The organism is Lentzea indica (assembly GCF_012184385.1).
Classification (GTDB): domain Bacteria; phylum Actinomycetota; class Actinomycetes; order Mycobacteriales; family Pseudonocardiaceae; genus Lentzea; species Lentzea indica.
The window spans coordinates 1-15,361 of the sequence record NZ_VSRL01000016.1 but is presented as its reverse complement, the minus strand read 5'-3'; the positions used below and the strand labels follow the sequence as shown (position 1 = coordinate 15,361).

Here is a 15,361-nt window from a genome sequence, read left to right as displayed (position 1 = left end):
AGCCGCGTGTTCACGTCCGGCTGCTCGTGGGGCTTCCCCGGTTTACACTTATTGCTTGTCCCGCTCTTCGGCCGGCGTCTACGGCCAAGTGCCGCTCGCGCACCAGGTACTGGCGCACAACATGCAAGGGCGGCGCTACGACCGTCGCGCGAGGTCCTTCTCGAGCCGATGGCGGCGACCGGGGGACGCTGCTTGTCACGGCTAGCCGCGAAGGGTGAGCACGGCATCAGCGAGAACGGGACGGTCCGCGGCCGTGGTGGTGAGCACGAGCCGCGGACCGTCCCGCCACACCCGCGTGGTCAGCGTCTCGCCGGGGAAGACCACACCCGCGAACTTCGCCCCGAACGACAGAACCTGCTCCGGCCCGTCGAGCACTGCGTCGATCACGGCCTTGCACACCACGCCGTAGGTGCACAGGCCGTGCAGGATCGGCTGGTCGAACCCGGCGCGCTGAGCGAACTCCGGATCGGCGTGCAACGGATTCCGGTCGCCGCACAACCGGTAGAGATAAGCCTGTTGTGGCAAGGTCGGCGTCTCGATCACGACATCCGGCTCGCGATCAGGCACCTCCACCTTCGAAGACGGTCCGCGCGAACCGCCGAACCCGCCCTCACCGCGAGCGAAGATGCTGGACCTCGTCGTGTACAAAGCGCTCCCGTCGGGAGTCACGGCCGTCGACTCCTGCACGATCACGGCTGCCTTCTCCTTGTCCCACACGTCCGCGATCCGCGTCCGCAACACGGCTTCTCCCTCGGCCGGGAGAGCAGCGTGCACGGTGATCTCCTGCGTCCCGTGCAGAACGCGGGCCAGGTCGATGTCCACACCGGGGAACGACACGGCGGGCGGCGCGGTCTCGTGGAAGCGAGGCGCCACAACGCCGAACGTGGGCAGCACCCGCAGGCCCTGCTCGTAGACGTAGCGGAGTTCGGTGGCCCCCAGAGCCAGGTGGTAGAGCAGCACGTCCGAGTGCGTCCAGGAGAACTTGATCTCGGGAAGTTCCGCCCCGATCGCAACGTCAGGGTCGATCGGCATCAGGCGCCCCTCACTCGTAGGTGATCTTCACGGTGTCGGTGACCGGAACCGACTGGCACGCCAGCACGATGCCGTCGGCGATGTCCTCCGGGTCGAGCACGTCGTTGTTGAGCATCTTGACCTCGCCCTCGACGAGCCGGCACGCACACGCGCTGCACGCACCCTCCCGACACGAGTACGGCGCGTCGAGTCCCTTCTCCAGCAACAGGTCGAGCAACTTCGTCCGCGCGGGCCACGGAAACCGGTGGTGCTCACCGTCCAGGTCGACCTCGACCACCGCGTCCGGCCGGTCGTCCACCACGGGCTCGGCCTCGGAGAACGGATCACTGGACAACGACACGAACTTCTCGATGTGCACGACCGAAGTACCGTGCAGCGCCTTGCGAGCGGCTTCCATGAACGGCCCAGGTCCGCACACGAACGCTTCGTCGCAATCCCGGACGAACGCGCGCAACGCGCCCACGTGCGGCAATCCCTGCACGGACTCCAGCCAGTGCACGACGGTCAGCCGATCCGGATGTGCGCGGCACAGCTCGTCGAGCTCGCGCGCGAAGATCACCGAGGCCTCGTCCCGGTTGGCGTAGAAGAGGAACACCCGCCCGGATCCCTGAGCGAGGACCGCCTTGATGATCGACATCACCGGTGTGATCCCGCTACCGGCCGCGAAAGCGAGCAACGACCCGTCCAGCGACGACGGCGTGAACACCCCGGCAGGCGCCAGCACGTCCAGCTCCATGCCCGCGCGCACCTCGGAGCACATCCAGTGCGACCCGTACCCGTCCGGCGTGCGCTTGACCGTGATCTTCAACGGCTCACCCGGCACGCTGGACAGGGAGTAGCAGCGCGCCACGTCCCCTGCCCGCACGGTCAGGAACTGGCCGGGGCGCGGCGAGAACGACACGCCCGACAGCACGAACGACCGGGCGTCGGCGGTCTCCTCGATCACCGCGTCGACCCGCAGCCGGTGCACCTCAGCCATCGGCGACCTCCAGCGTCCCGTCGCGCACGGCCTTCTCGATGCTGTCCCGCAGGCGCAGGCAGGTCGGCACGAACGCCGACCGCGGCCCGCAGAGCTCCGGGCACGTGCTGGTGTCGGACAGCCACTGCACGCTCGTGTGTTGCGGACTGTTCTTCTTGACCAGCACCCGGTTCCCGCAGTCGCACCGAACCGGTTCCATCCCGCCGACGAGGAACTCGTCGCGCTCGCTCATGTCGCCGACTCCTGCGGTGCCGGTTGTTTCCTGGCCAGATTCTCGGCGACCTCCTTCTCCCACACCTCGACCGCGCGGCTCGTGTCGACCTCGAACTCGAAGCGCCGCACCATGTCGTCGCTGACGTCCTCCACGTCGACGTAGAACTGCTCGTACCAGCGCCGAAGCTGGTAGACCGGCCCGTCCTCCTCGCACAGCAACGGGTTGTCGATGCGGCTCTTGTTCTGCCAGATCTCGACGTCCTGCAGGAACCCCACGCCGATGCCGCGCGCGAACTTGGCCGCGATCTTGTCGGCGTGCACGTCGTCGACACCCGGCAGCTTCTTCACGATCGCGCCCCACTGGAGCTTGAACGAGTTCGGCGTGATCGGGTAGTGACAGTTGATCAGCACCGTCTCGATCTCGATGCCCTTGTAGTCGTTCCACAGGTAGTCGATCATGTATGACGGTCCGTAGTACGAGGCTTCCGAACGAACCTCGACGTCGCCGGTGTAGTTCGAGCCCATCGCGACGTCCGGGCGTCCCCGCGTCGTGAGATACTGCGAAGCGACGTGGCCTTCCATCACGTTCTTGAAGTATGTCGGGAACGCGAAGTGGATGTAGAAGAAGTGGGCCATGTCCACGACGTTGTCGATGATCTCGCGGCAGTTCGCGTTGTCGATCACCACCGAGTCCCAGGTCCAGTTGCTCCACTCGTCGCTGAACGCGGCCTCGATGCGCGGGATCGTCACGTGCTCCGGCGGCGGGTTGCCCTGCGGGTCGTTCCACACGAAGAGCTGCTTGTTCTCCTCCAGCGTGATCCACGACCGGGTGCGCGCCCTCAACGGAACCCTTTTGGCGTAGGGGATGTCGACGCACCGGCCGTTGCCCGCCCAGCGCCAGTCGTGGAACGGGCATGCGATCGCGTTGCCCTTGATGGTGCCCTGGGTGAGGTCGCCGCCCATGTGCCGGCAGTAGCCGTCGAGCACGTTGAGCTCGCCGTCCTCGGTCCCGAACACCACGAGCTTCGTGCCGAACGCCTCCACGGCATGGGGTTTGCCGTCGCGGAAGCTGTCGGCGAGCCCGAGGCAGTGCCAGCCGCGCGCGAACCGCGCTGGAGGTGCGCCTGCGTCGATCGTCCGCACGGTGTCCTGCGTCATCGCTTACCTCCAGAGATGTCGAGGCCGGCGAGATAACCGAACGTCATCGCCGGTCCGAGGGTGGCGCCCGCGCCCGCGTAGGTGTGACCCATCACCGACGCGCTGGTGTTTCCCGCCGCATACAGGCCTTCGATCACCGAGCCGTCCTCGCGCAGCACCCTCGCGCGGGTGTCAGTGCGCAGGCCGCCTTTGGTGCCGAGGTCGCCGGGCACGATCTTGACCGCGTAGAACGGCGCCTGGAGAAGCGGCGCCAGGTTGGGGTTCGGGTGGTTGCGCGGGTCTCCGTAGTAGCGGTCGTACGCGCTGTCGCCGCGGTGGAAGTCGTCGTCCTTGCCGTCGACAGCGAGTGTGTTGAACCGCCGGACGGTCTCGGTGAGTTCCGGCAGGTCGGCTTCCTGAGCGAGCTCTTCGAGGCTGGGTGCGGAAAGCACGACGTCCCGCCAGCGCCGGGGGAGCGGGCGGCGCGGCGGGATTCCGCAGAACGGGTAGCGGCTGCGGTAGGTGTGGTCGAAGACCAGCCAGGTCTTGCCGGTCATCGCGTGCACCACGTCGACGTACGGCGCCGCCTCGTTGACGAACCGGCGTCCGACCTCGTCGACCAGCACGCATCCGGGCAGTGAGCGTTCCGCGAGCAGGAAGAACGGGCCGCGGGGCAACGGAACCGACGGGCCCCACCAGGCATCGTCCATCAGGCCGACGGCCGCTCCCGCCCGGACGCCGGCCTCGATGCCGTCGCCGGTGTTGGCCTTGGCACCCACCGTCCACTCCGTGCCGATGTCCTGGTGCTGCTTGCGCATCCGTTCGTTGTGCTCGAACCCGCCGGCGGCCAGTACGACGTGCTTCGCCAGGATCAAGTTGTCGCCGACGGCCACCCCGGCGACCCTGCCGTTCTCGAAGTGCAGGTCGGTCATCGCGGTGTTGAGGCGCACCTCGACGTTCAGCGCTTTGAGCCCTGCCCTGAGTCCCGCGGCCAGCGCCTGGCCCATGGTCAGCCGTCGGCCAGGCAGGAACCGACGGGCGAAGACCTTGGCGGCGGTGACCAGGCCGCGGGGATGCCGGGCGATCAGCGTCAGCCAGCGGTAGTCGGTCTGGGTGATCACGATGCCCGCCGGTGTCGGCACGTACGGCGGTTCGAGGTCCTTGACCTCCTCGCCGATGAGGTTCGTGTTGAACGGCAGGGGTTCGACCGAGCGGCCCTTGGGCTGTCCGCCGGGTGCCTCTGGGTAGTAGTCGGCGTAGTCGCGGACCCAGCGGAACTTCAGCGGTGTGTGGGCGCAGACGAACGCCAGCATCGCCGGTCCGGCGTCCAGGAACGCCTCCCGCAGGTCCGCGGGCACGTCCCCGGCGATGTGCGCCAGGTAGGTGCCGGCCCGCTCCGGCGAGTCGGGGATGCCGTTCGCGGCGACCACCGCGTTGTTCGGCACCCAGATACCGCCGCCGGACCTCGCGGTCGAGCCGCCGAAGTGCTCGGCCTTCTCGATGACGAGGGTGCGCAGGCCGTTCTGAGCGGTGCAGAGCGCGGCTGTCATGCCTGCCGCGCCGCTGCCGACGACGATCACGTCGTACATCGCACCTCCCCGGAAGTCAGACTAGAACAGGTTATAGTTCTGAGCCGGTTTGGCGCTATGGTGTAGGAGTTCCAGGCAAGTCGACTCACCGAGAACGTGTTCCGGGAGGGTGAGCGTGGACGTCGCCGCTGACGTGGTCGTCATCGGGTTCGGTGCTGCCGGCGCGTGCGCCGCCATCGAGGCCGCGGCGGCGGAGTGCGTCCGTGGTGGTCCTGGATCGTTTCGCCGGTGGTGGCGCGACCGCGTTGTCCGGCGGCGTCGTGTACGCGGGTGGTGGGACGCGGCAGCAGGTCGAGGCCGGTGTGGCCGACTCGGCCGACGCGATGTTCGGGTATCTGCGGCACGAGGTCCGGGACGCGGTGTCCGAGGCGACCCTGCGGCGGTTCTGCGAGGACAGCGCGAAGATGCTGGCCTGGCTGGAGGACCAGGACGTGCCGTTCTCGTCGAGCGTGTGCCCGTTCAAGACTTCGTACCCGACGGACGACTACTACCTGTACCAGTCCGGTAGTGAGGACGCCTGGCCCGACCCGGTGCCGCGTGGGCATCGGACCAGGGCAAAAGGCACGTCGGGCAAGGCTTTCTTCGCCAGGCTCGCCGAGGCGACCCGGCGTGCGGGTGTGCGGATCATGCCGCAGACCCGGGCTGTCGAGCTGATCACCTCGGACGGCCGGGTCACGGGCGTGCGGTGCCGAACCCTCTCCGGCCTGCCACGAGCCGTGCATCAGGTGTTGTCCCAGGCCGGCGCCAAGCCGTGGCTCTACTATCCGCCGCTCGGCAGGCGGCTGTTCGGGCTGGCAGCGTGGCTGGAACGGCGTTTCGCCCGCTCGGTCACCGTGGTGGCCCGGCAGGGAGTCGTGATCTCGGCTGGTGGCTTCATCGCCGATCGGGCGATGGTGCAGGAGAACGCTCCGGCGTACCGAGGCGGTCTTGCCCTCGGCACGCCCGGCGACGATGGCGGCGGGATCCGCCTCGGTGTCGCAGCTGGTGGCAAGACCGCGCGGATGGACAAGGTCTCGGTGTGGCGGTTCGTGACGCCGCCCAGTGCGTTGCAACGTGGGGTGCTGGTCGACGCGGACGGGAAGCGGTTCGGCGATGCGACCCGGTACGGCGCGGCCATCGGGAACGAGATCGTCGAACGCGGCGGCAAGGCGTGGCTGCTGATCGACGACGACATCCTGCGGGTCGCGCGGGCCCAAGTCAGAACGCAGACGGCGCGGTTCCAGCGGTGGCAGGTCCGCTACCTGCTGAACCGCGGCCTGGTCACCGCCCCGACGATCGAGGAAGTGGCGGCCAAGGCGGGAATCGGCACGCCCGAACCTGTTGGCACGCCGCCGTTCTCGTTGATCAACGTGAGCGTGCGGGCCGGGTTCGGTTACCCCTGCCCGATGCTGACGCTCGGCGGGCTCGTCGTGGACGAGGAGACCGGTCAGGTGCAAGGAGTTCCCGGCCTGTACGCGGCGGGCCGATCGGCGGTCGGGGTGTGCTCGGAGTCCTACGTCAGCGGGCTCGCGCTCGCCGACTGCGTCTTCTCGGGCCGCCGCGCCGGGCAACACGTTGCCACATCAACGGGTGCAGGGGAGGCCAGGTGCTGACGATCCAGAAGAGGGAAGCGGCCGCCGAGCTGCTGCGCGTGGCCGAACGCGACCGCGTGCCGATCAAGCCGCTGGTCGAGCTGTATCCCGACATCGACGTGGTCGACGCGTACGAGATCCAGCTGCTCAACGTGCGGCACCGCAACCGTGACGTGATCGGCCACAAGGTCGGCCTGTCGTCGTTGGCGATGCAGCAGATGATGGGCGTCGACGAACCGGACTACGGCCATCTGCTCGACGACATGCAGCTCGCGGGCACGGCGGACGTGTCGGCGTACCTGTATCCGCGGGTCGAGGTGGAGATCGCCTTCCTGCTCAGCCGGGACCTGCCCGGTGAGGGGTGCACGGTCGAGGACGTCTTGCAGGCGACGGAGTTCGTCGCGCCGGCGATCGAGCTGATCGACAGCCGGATCGAGAACTGGCGGATCGGCCTGCAGGACACCATCGCGGACAACGCGTCGTCGGCGGGGTTCATGCTCGGCTCCGAACGCGTCCGACCGTCCGAACTGGACATCGCCGCGGTCGCGGCGACGTTGCGGCGCAACGGCGAGGTCGTCGCGGAAGGACGCGGTGACGCGGTGCTGGGCGATCCGGCGATCGCGGTGGCGTGGCTCGCGGAGAAGGTCGCGAGCTTCGGCGTCCGGCTGCTGGCCGGCGACATCGTGCTGCCGGGTTCGTGCACGCGGGCCATCGACGCGCGGCCCGGCGACGAGTTCCACGCCGAGTTCGCCGGACTCGGCTCTGTAGATCTGAAGTTCGAGTGAGGGGTGAACGGGTGAAGGCGGCCATCGTCGGCTCCGGCAACATCGGCACCGACCTGCTCTACAAGCTCCTGCGTTCGCCGGTGCTGGAACCGCGCTGGATGGTGGGCATCGACCCGGCCAGCGAGGGTCTGCGCCGTGCGGCCTCGCTGGGGCTCGAGGTCTCGGTCGAGGGCGCGGAGTGGTTGCTGCGTCAGGACGAGCTGCCGGACATCGTGTTCGAGGCGACCTCCGCGGCGGTGCACAGGGCGAACGCCCCGCGTTACGCCGAGGCGGGCATCCGGGCGATCGACCTGACACCGGCGGCCGTCGGGCCTTACGTGGTGCCGCCGGTGAATCTCGGTGAACACAAGGACGTGCCCAACATCAACCTGATCACCTGCGGTGGCCAGGCCACGATTCCCATGGTGCACGCGGTGTCCCGGGTGGTCCCTGTGCCGTACGCGGAGATCGTCGCGAGCGTGGCGTCGGTGTCGGCGGGGCCGGGCACGCGGGCCAACATCGACGAGTTCACCCGCACGACCAGTCGTGGCATCGAGGCGATCGGGGGAGCGGAGCGCGGCAAGGCGATCATCGTGCTGAACCCGGCCGATCCGCCGATGATCATGCGCGACACGATCTTCTGCGCGATTCCCGAGGACGCTGACCCGGATGCGATCACGGACTCGATCGCGCGGATGGAGACCGACATCCGTTCGTACGTGCCGGGTTTCCGGTTGCTGAGCGAACCGCAGTTCGACACCGGCCGCGTGTCGATCTTCGTGGAGATCGAGGGCGCCGGCGACTTCCTGCCCGCGTACGCCGGAAACCTCGACATCATGACCGCCGCCGCTACCAAGGTGGGGGAGGAGATCGCCCATGCTGCGGCTGACCGACACGTCACTGCGTGACGGCTCGCACCACAAACGGCACCAGTTCACGGTCGAGGACGTGCGGTCGATCGTGGCGGCGCTGGACGGCGCCGGTGTGCCCGTGATCGAGGTGACGCACGGCGACGGGCTCGGCGGGTCGTCGTTCAACTACGGCTTCAGCCTCACGCCGGAGCAGGAACTGATCAAGGTCGCGGCCGACACGGCTCAGCAGGCCAAGATCGCCGTGCTGATGCTGCCCGGCGTCGGGGTGAAGGACGACATCCTGGTGTCGCAGGACAACGGGGCATCGATCGTCCGGATCGCCACGCACTGCACCGAAGCGGACGTCTCCGTGCAGCACTTCGCGCTCGCTCGCGAACGCGGGCTGGAGACCGTCGGGTTCCTGATGATGGCGCACTCGCAGCCGCCGGAGGCGCTGGCGAAGCAGGCGCGGATCATGGCGGACGCCGGGTGCCAGTGCGTCTACGTGGTCGACTCGGCCGGCGCGCTGGTGCTGGAACAGGTCTCCGACCGGGTTTCCGCGCTGGTGGCCGAGCTCGGAGATGACGCCCAGGTCGGGTTCCACGGACACGAGAACCTCGGATTGAGCGTCGCCAACTCGGTCGCCGCGGTCAGGGCAGGGGCGCAGCAGATCGACGGCAGCGTGCGCGGATTCGGTGCGGGTGCGGGAAACACGCCCCTGGAAGCGTTCGTCGGGGTGTGCGACAAGCTCGGCTTCGCCACCGGCGTCGACTTCTTCAAGATCGTGGACGCGGCCGAGGACGTCGTCCGGCCCGTCATGCCCGAGGAGTGCCTGCTCGACCGGATGGCGCTGATGATGGGTTATGCCGGCGTCTACTCGAGCTTCCTCAAACACGCGTACACCCAAGCCCAGCGTTATGGCGTGTCCGGCGCGCAGATTCTGGTCCGGGCAGGGGAACGCAAGCTCGTTGGCGGGCAAGAGGACCAGCTGATCGACATCGCACTGGAGCTGAGCAGGGAGAAAGTCCGATGAGCGAGGAAATCCTCGGCAAGGTGCGGGAGCTGCTGCCTGCTCTGCGGGATCGCGCGCAGGAGGCGGAGGAGCTGCGCAAGGTGCCGCCGGAGTCGGTGAAGGCGTTGCAGGAGGCCGGGTTCTTCCGGATGCTGCAACCGGTGCGGCACGGCGGGTTCGAGTCACATCCGCTGGCGTTCTACGAGGCGGTCAAGCTGATCGCGAGCGCGTGCGGGTCGACGGGCTGGGTCGCGTCGGTGCTGGGTGTGCACCCCTGGCACGTCGGGCTGTTCGACGCCCAGGCGCAGGACGAGGTGTTCGGGGAGGACCAGGACACCAGGATCTCGTCCTCCTACGCGCCGGTCGGCAGGGCGACACCGGTCGAGGGCGGGTTCCGGTTCAGCGGCAAGTGGAGCTTCTCGTCCGGGTGCGACCACGCGACGTGGGTGTTGCTCGGCGGTCTCGTGATGAACGACGAGGGCAAGCCCGTCGACTTCCGCACGTTCCTGCTGCCGATCTCCGACTACACGATCAACGACGTCTGGGACACGGTCGGGCTGCGCGGCACCGGCAGCAACGACATCGTGGTCTCCGACGCGTTCGTGCCGGAGCACCGCACGTTGAGCATGATGCACACGGCACGGTGCATTTGCCCTGGCCAGGACGTCAATCCTGGGCCGTTGTTCCGCATGCCCTACGGGTCGATCCACCCGTTCGCGATCACCGCGCCGATGATCGGCATGGCGGTGGGCGCGTACGAGCAGCACGTCGGCGCGACTCGTGAGCGCGTCCGATCCGCTTACCTGGGCGAGAAGTCGGTCGAGGACCCGTTCGCCCAGGTGCGGATCGCCATGGCGTCCAACGACATCGACACCGCCTGGTGGCAGCTCGAGAAGGACATCAACGACGAGTGGGAACACGCGGTCGCCGGCACGAAGATCCCGATCGAGCTGCGGCTGCGGGCCCGGCGTGACCAGGTGCTCGGCAGCGCGCGGGCGATCTCGGCGATCGACAGGCTCTTCGAGAGCGCGGGCGGAAAGGCGATCAACTCCGGTTCACCGCTGCCCCGGTTCTGGCGCGACGCGCACGCCGCACGCGTGCACGCGGCCAACGACCCGGAGCGCGTGCTCGTCCTGTACGGCAAGGGCGAGCTCGGCATCCAGGTCCGCGACGGCCTGTTCTGAGGGGGCTTCCATGAACGTGCGGCTGCACTACCACGAGGCGGGCACCGACCACACCGAGACGCTGGTCCTGCTGCACGGCGGCGGGCCGGGCGCGTCGGCGATGAGCAACTTCGGCCGCAACATCCCGGTGTTCGCGAAGTCGTTCCGCGTGCTGGCCGTCGACCTGCCCGGCTACGGCCAGTCGGACAAACCCACCGAGCACGACCAGTACTTCACCTTCGCGGCAAGGGCTTTGAAGGACCTGCTCGACGAGGTGGGTGTCGAGCGGGCGCACATCCTGGGCAACTCGCTCGGCGGCGGCACAGCGGTCCGGTTCGCCCTGGACCACGGCAAACGAGCGGGCAGGCTCGTGTTGATGGGGCCAGGCGGGTTGTCCCTCAACGTCTTCTCACCGGACCCGACCGAGGGCGTGCGCAAGCTCAGCGCGTTCGCTCGCACACCCACGCGGGAGAAGATCGAGGAGTTCCTGCGGATCATGGTGTTCGACCAGTCGCTGGTCACCGACGAGCTGATCGACGAACGGTTCGAGGCGGCGTCGAAGCCGGAGTCGTTGCGCGCCATGGCGGCTCTCGGCAAGTCGTTCTCCGGCCCCGACTTCGAGCAGGGCATGCTCTGGCGCGAGGCCTACAAGCTGCGCCAACGGGTGTTGCTCGTGTGGGGACGCGAAGATCGCGTGAACCCGCTGGACGGCGCGTTGCTGGCGTTGAAGCTGATCCCACGGGCGCAGCTGCACGTGTTCGGCGGGTGCGGGCACTGGGCGCAGCTGGAGAAGTTCGACGAGTTCAACCGGCTCGCTCTCGATTTCCTGACGGAGGCGTGATGGGCATCCGTTCTCTTGGTTATCTCCGGATCGAGGCCACCGACATGGACCGGTGGCGCGAGTTCGGGCTGAAGGTCCTCGGCATGGTCGAGGGCAAGGGGTCGACCGAGGGCGCCCTGTACCTGCGGATGGACGACTTCCCGGCCCGGCTGGTGATCGTGCCGGGTTCCGCCGACCGGTTGCAGGCCTCCGGCTGGGAGGTCGCGACCGAGGCCGAGCTCGACGAGGTGGCCAAGCGGCTGGCCTCCGCCGGTGTCGCGGTCGCGGAAGGTTCGCCAGAGGACTTGGCGGAGCGGCGGGTCAACGGACTGATCAGGTTCGACGACCCGTCCGGCAACACCCTGGAGGTCTTCCACGGTGCCGCCTTGGAGCACAGGCGGGTGGTGTCGCCGTACGGGCACCGGTTCGTGACGGAGGAGCAGGGACTCGGACACGTCGTCCTGTCCACATCGGACGATGAGGCCGCACTGCACTTCTACCGCGACGTTCTCGGGTTCCGGTTGCGTGACTCGATGCGCCTGCCACCGCAGTTCGTCGGCCGCCCGGCCGACGGCCCGCCCGCGTGGCTGAGGTTCTTCGGCTGCAACCCGCGCCACCACAGCCTCGCGTTCCTGCCGATGCCGACGCCGAGCGGGATCGTGCACCTGATGGTCGAGGTCGAGAACACCGACGACGTCGGCCTGACCCTGGACCGGGCGATACGGCGCAAGGTGCCGATGTCGGCGACGCTCGGGCGGCACGTCAACGACCTGATGCTGTCGTTCTACATGAAGACGCCCGGCGGGTTCGACGTCGAGTTCGGTTGTGAGGGACGGCAGGTGTCCGATGAGGACTGGATCGCACGCGAAAGCACGGCGGTGAGCCTGTGGGGACACGACTTCAGCGTGGGCTTCCAGAAGTAGGCCGATATCGGTCGGTGCTGGGTCACTTCTGCACAGGGGTGACCGTGGTGACCGGCATGTCCGCGGCCGGCCCTGTCGGGTTCGCCTGCCAGGCGTTCGCGGCCCTGTCGCTGGATCCGCCGCTGGTGCTGTTCTGTCCACAACGGACCTCGCGCAGCTGGGCGGCGATGGCCGGTGCCGGTGCGTTCTGCGTGAACGTGCTGGCGGAGGACCAGCGCGAGGTGTCGACGGTGTTCGGCAAGGCAGGCGCGGACAAGTTCGCGGGAGTGTCGTGGACGCCGTCGGCCACGGGTGCTCCGGTGCTCGACGGCGCCCTCACCTGGGTCGACTGCCAGGTGTCCGCGGTGCACGAGGCCGGCGACCACCACATGGTCGTCGGCTCGGTCGTCGAGCTCGGCCCCGTGCGCGACGCGCAGCCGCTGCTGTTCTACCGCGGCCGCTACGCCGTGCACGCCGAGCTGGACACCCGCGGCTGGTCCGGCGAGATCCTCGACAACCTGCTCACGTGGCAGCGCCAGTCAGAGTGGAGCTGACGTGGTGACCTGCCAAACGGCACCTGGGATCCGCACCTCGTCGCCGTGCACGAACGAGTCGAACGCACCTCGGACGCCCCGATGATCCGGGGACGCTCGGACTCCTCCGCCTCCTTAAGGGCACGGGCGATGGGCCCGAGGTTGCTCAGGTACGGGACCAGCAGCTTCTCGGGCATCGTGCAGATCCGGTCCACCGGGCTGATCTCGATCCCGCTCCACCCGCTCTGCTCGAAGAGCTTGCGAGTCTTGCCGGCGTCCGCCAGGGAGAACGGTCCCGGCCCGTTGGGATCAGGCGCCGGCGCGTCGGGCAGCAGTGGCGCGGCCGCCTGGACCGCGGTCGTCATGAACGGGTTCTCGTCCGGGGTTCGCCACGTGATGAAGCAGAGCTCGCCTCCCGGCGTGGTGGCGCGCAGCAGGTTGCGGAAGGCGGCGACCGGGTCGTCGAAGAACATGACCCCGAACCGGGAGACGATCAGGTCGAAGCGCTCCTCGAACGTGTGGACCTGCGCGTCGGCGACCACGAACCGCACGTTCCCCTGTTGTTTCGCCCCGGAGATCATCGTCTCGGAGATGTCGACGCCGACGCAGGCACCGTCGAGAGCGTCCGCGATCGCCCTGGTCACCGCGCCGGTGCCGCACCCGACGTCGAGCACCCTGTCCCGTGGCCGTTCCAACGCGGCGTCCACGAGCAGGTCCTGGAAGGGGCGGAGCACCAGGTCCACGATGTCCTGCGCCCGCGCCCAGCCCTGTCCCGCGGCGTTCCACCACGCGGCCTGTTCGCTGTTGACCTCAGATGTCATGCTCGTACCGTCCTACTTCAAGTCGACTTGAGGTCAAGTGTCGTGGACACGATCGAAATCGGCATCGGCGAGGTGGTCCGCCGCTCGGGCGTGCCGGCCTCGACCCTGCGCTACTACGAGGAGCGCGGCCTGATCACCTCGGTCCGCCGCCGTGGCCTCGCACGCGTCTTCGAGACAACGGTCCTGGAGCAGCTGGCGTTGATCGCGGTCTGCCGCTCGGCCGGCTTCTCGCTGGACGAGATCGCGCTGATGTTCGCCCCGGACGGCCGCCCGAGCCCGAACCGCGCGATGCTGGCGGCCAAGGCGGACGAGCTGGACGCGACGATCCGCAAGCTCACGTCCATGCGCGACGACCTGCGTCATGCCGCCGCGTGCCCGGCGCCGACGCACATGGAGTGCTCGACGTTCCGCCGCGTCCTGCGGTCCGGTGAGTTCTGACCAAGCTGTCTGACGTCCTGCCCGCTACTCGCCGAGCGACCCGGCGCCTGGCCCCGATGGCGTCTGCAAGTACCGCCAACTCAACATCAACAGGCGCGTAACTACGCCCAACAGGTCGCTTCGGGCCCGAACACACGGGTGTCGGGTTCTGCGGGAGCAGAACGAGTTGGGTGTAGTTGAAGGCGATTCGATCAAGAGTTGGTGGTACTTGCAGACGCACTCGGCGCCAGCGAGCCGCTGAGGTTGCGGACAAGACTCCTGGCCAGGTGCCTAGACGCTCCAGATCTGCGGGGCCACGGTCACGGCGGCGGCCTGGTAGGGCGGCAACGGCCTGCCCTCGACCACGACCTCCAGCGGCCACTTCTCCTGCAGCACCACCCACAACCGCGAGGAAAGCCCGGAGAACACACCGAGCAGGTCCGCGTTCCCGTCCGTCTGCAGCACGTACACCCACTTCGCCCCGTCGGGCGCGCCTTCGAGCGGCTCACGCCAGGCGCGACGCACGCGACGGACACCGTGCCGCGCGGCGTCCGCCGTCAGAACGATGTCCGCCTTGGTCGGGTCCGGTGCGCTCGTGGGCGCGATGGCGCTGAAGCGGTACGGCACCGGGGGTACCTCGTCGACGTGGGGCACCGCCGCCAGATCAGCGCTGTGGGGATCCTCCAAAGTGGACGCGATCAGGTCGCGTTCCTCGGTCGTGATGCCGATGTTCTCGTACGCCATGGTCAGCAGGAGGGTCGCCTCGGCCTGCACGGGCTCGCCGCCGAAGTAGTCCTCTCGTACTGAACGCAGGTTGTCGTCCGGCAACCGGCCCGCGAGCCGCGCGCACACGTCGGTGACGGCGGCGTAGGTCTTCACGTCCATGGTTTTCACTTCTTCTTGTACGGGCCGAGATCGGTTTTGGTGACGTTACCCTGGGCGTCTTGGACCACCCTGACGACACGGTCGCCCTTCGGGCCTTCCCAGGTCCAGCTGCCGTCACCGCCCAGATCGGGGTGGCTGAAACGAGGCGGGCTGGCGGCCGGCACGCCCTGCGGCGGCGGGTGGGGCGAGGACGGGTTGGTGATCACGCCGGGGTCGTTCGGGTTGCTCGGGAACGACGTGCGGATCTCGCCGGTCGACAACACCGTCGTCCTGACTTCGACGCCGTCGACCGTGCCCTCGTAGTTGTACGCCCACGCCGGGTTGCCGTCGGCGTCCCTGGTGGGCATGACAGGGCCGACCGGTGGACCCGTCTGAGTGACCTTGTACGCCGCGTCGAGGATCTTGGCCTCGTTCCAGTTCTTCGGGAACTCCGTCTTCTTCGAGAACCCGCTGCCCGCGAGGTGGCCGCCCTGCCTGCCACCGTCGCCGTGGATGATGTGGTCCTTCGACCTGTCGCTGAGGAAGACGTCGCCGGCCGCCGGCGGGGGCCGTCGGTTTCAACGGGAGCTGTGACTTCGCCGGCGGCGCTGCGGGACGGCTGGGTGGGTGCCGGGCTGGCTCGGCGGTGGCCGCCGGGGGTGCCCGGGGTTGTTCCCGGCCGCTGGGCGTGCC

Annotated in this window: 16 protein-coding genes and 1 pseudogene; 9 read left to right on the top strand and 8 right to left on the bottom strand. The window is 68.5% G+C overall.

The window, feature by feature from the left end; translation table 11 throughout:
- Nucleotides 1–201 precede the first annotated feature (201 nt).
- Genes chsH3 through kstD form a run of 5 tightly spaced genes read right to left on the bottom strand, consistent with a single transcriptional unit; the run spans nucleotide 202 to nucleotide 4,950 of the window.
- Nucleotides 202–1,032, bottom strand: a complete 831-nt coding sequence (gene chsH3 / locus FXN61_RS07030) for an enoyl-CoA hydratase ChsH3 (protein WP_167971393.1) — start codon at nucleotides 1,030–1,032, stop codon at nucleotides 202–204.
- Between the two features lie 10 nt (nucleotides 1,033–1,042).
- A complete protein-coding gene (locus tag FXN61_RS07025) occupies nucleotides 1,043–2,011 on the bottom strand; it encodes a ferredoxin--NADP reductase (RefSeq protein ID WP_167971391.1) in 969 nt (322 codons plus the stop codon).
- Nucleotides 2,004–2,243 carry a hypothetical protein gene (locus FXN61_RS07020; RefSeq protein ID WP_167971389.1) on the bottom strand — a complete coding sequence of 80 codons (240 nt, stop codon included), beginning with the start codon at nucleotides 2,241–2,243 and terminating at the stop codon, nucleotides 2,004–2,006. The genes FXN61_RS07025 and FXN61_RS07020 overlap by 8 nt, the downstream gene beginning before the upstream one ends.
- Nucleotides 2,240–3,382 carry a 3-ketosteroid-9-alpha-monooxygenase, oxygenase component gene (locus FXN61_RS07015; RefSeq protein WP_167971387.1) on the bottom strand — a complete coding sequence of 381 codons (1,143 nt, stop codon included), beginning with the start codon at nucleotides 3,380–3,382 and terminating at the stop codon, nucleotides 2,240–2,242. Before FXN61_RS07015 ends, FXN61_RS07020 begins: the two co-directional genes overlap by 4 nt.
- Nucleotides 3,379–4,950: a 3-oxosteroid 1-dehydrogenase gene (gene kstD, locus FXN61_RS07010; RefSeq protein ID WP_167971385.1), complete on the bottom strand. Its 1,572-nt coding sequence runs from the start codon at nucleotides 4,948–4,950 to the stop codon at nucleotides 3,379–3,381. Before kstD ends, FXN61_RS07015 begins: the two co-directional genes overlap by 4 nt.
- A 115-nt stretch (nucleotides 4,951–5,065) precedes the next feature.
- Here kstD and FXN61_RS07005 point away from each other — a divergent pair.
- From FXN61_RS07005 to hsaB, 8 genes and pseudogenes are all read left to right on the top strand, one after another.
- A pseudogene (locus tag FXN61_RS07005) lies at nucleotides 5,066–6,542 on the top strand (FAD-binding protein).
- A complete protein-coding gene (locus tag FXN61_RS07000) occupies nucleotides 6,536–7,306 on the top strand; it encodes a 2-keto-4-pentenoate hydratase (RefSeq protein WP_167971381.1) in 771 nt (256 codons plus the stop codon). The pseudogene FXN61_RS07005 and the gene FXN61_RS07000 overlap by 7 nt, the downstream one beginning before the upstream one ends.
- Nucleotides 7,303–8,193 (top strand): acetaldehyde dehydrogenase (acetylating), encoded by an 891-nt coding sequence (locus FXN61_RS06995; protein ID WP_167971379.1) that lies wholly within the window; start codon nucleotides 7,303–7,305, stop codon nucleotides 8,191–8,193. Before FXN61_RS07000 ends, FXN61_RS06995 begins: the two co-directional genes overlap by 4 nt.
- The gene (gene dmpG / locus FXN61_RS06990) at nucleotides 8,162–9,169 is read left to right on the top strand and encodes a 4-hydroxy-2-oxovalerate aldolase (RefSeq protein ID WP_167971377.1); all 1,008 of its coding nucleotides are present in this window, start codon (nucleotides 8,162–8,164) and stop codon (nucleotides 9,167–9,169) included. Before FXN61_RS06995 ends, dmpG begins: the two co-directional genes overlap by 32 nt.
- Nucleotides 9,166–10,332, top strand: a complete 1,167-nt coding sequence (gene hsaA, locus FXN61_RS06985) for a 3-hydroxy-9,10-secoandrosta-1,3,5(10)-triene-9,17-dione monooxygenase oxygenase subunit (protein ID WP_167971375.1) — start codon at nucleotides 9,166–9,168, stop codon at nucleotides 10,330–10,332. Before dmpG ends, hsaA begins: the two co-directional genes overlap by 4 nt.
- 10 nt (nucleotides 10,333–10,342) lie before the next feature.
- Nucleotides 10,343–11,152: a 4,5:9,10-diseco-3-hydroxy-5,9,17-trioxoandrosta-1(10),2-diene-4-oate hydrolase gene (gene hsaD, locus FXN61_RS06980; RefSeq protein WP_167971373.1), complete on the top strand. Its 810-nt coding sequence runs from the start codon at nucleotides 10,343–10,345 to the stop codon at nucleotides 11,150–11,152.
- The gene (hsaC, locus tag FXN61_RS06975; protein ID WP_167971371.1) at nucleotides 11,152–12,054 is read left to right on the top strand and encodes an iron-dependent extradiol dioxygenase HsaC; all 903 of its coding nucleotides are present in this window, start codon (nucleotides 11,152–11,154) and stop codon (nucleotides 12,052–12,054) included. The genes hsaD and hsaC overlap by 1 nt, the downstream gene beginning before the upstream one ends.
- 56 nt (nucleotides 12,055–12,110) lie before the next feature.
- Entirely contained in the window at nucleotides 12,111–12,587 is a 477-nt protein-coding gene (gene hsaB, locus FXN61_RS06970; RefSeq protein ID WP_167971489.1) for a 3-hydroxy-9,10-secoandrosta-1,3,5(10)-triene-9,17-dione monooxygenase reductase subunit, read from the top strand.
- Here the strand turns inward: hsaB and FXN61_RS06965 are convergent.
- Nucleotides 12,494–13,387, bottom strand: a complete 894-nt coding sequence (locus tag FXN61_RS06965) for a class I SAM-dependent methyltransferase (RefSeq protein ID WP_223165329.1) — start codon at nucleotides 13,385–13,387, stop codon at nucleotides 12,494–12,496. The genes hsaB and FXN61_RS06965 overlap by 94 nt on opposite strands.
- A gap of 42 nt (nucleotides 13,388–13,429) precedes the next feature.
- On the opposite strand from FXN61_RS06965, the gene FXN61_RS06960 reads away from it, so the two are divergent.
- Nucleotides 13,430–13,825 carry a helix-turn-helix domain-containing protein gene (locus FXN61_RS06960; protein ID WP_223165328.1) on the top strand — a complete coding sequence of 132 codons (396 nt, stop codon included), beginning with the start codon at nucleotides 13,430–13,432 and terminating at the stop codon, nucleotides 13,823–13,825.
- A gap of 270 nt (nucleotides 13,826–14,095) precedes the next feature.
- On the opposite strand, the gene FXN61_RS06955 is transcribed toward FXN61_RS06960, so the two are convergent.
- Nucleotides 14,096–14,689: a hypothetical protein gene (locus FXN61_RS06955; protein WP_167971369.1), complete on the bottom strand. Its 594-nt coding sequence runs from the start codon at nucleotides 14,687–14,689 to the stop codon at nucleotides 14,096–14,098.
- A 5-nt stretch (nucleotides 14,690–14,694) separates the two neighbouring features.
- Nucleotides 14,695–15,183, bottom strand: coding sequence for an EndoU domain-containing protein (locus FXN61_RS06950; protein WP_312877589.1), 489 nt, complete (start codon nucleotides 15,181–15,183; stop codon nucleotides 14,695–14,697).
- Nucleotides 15,184–15,361 lie beyond the last annotated feature (178 nt).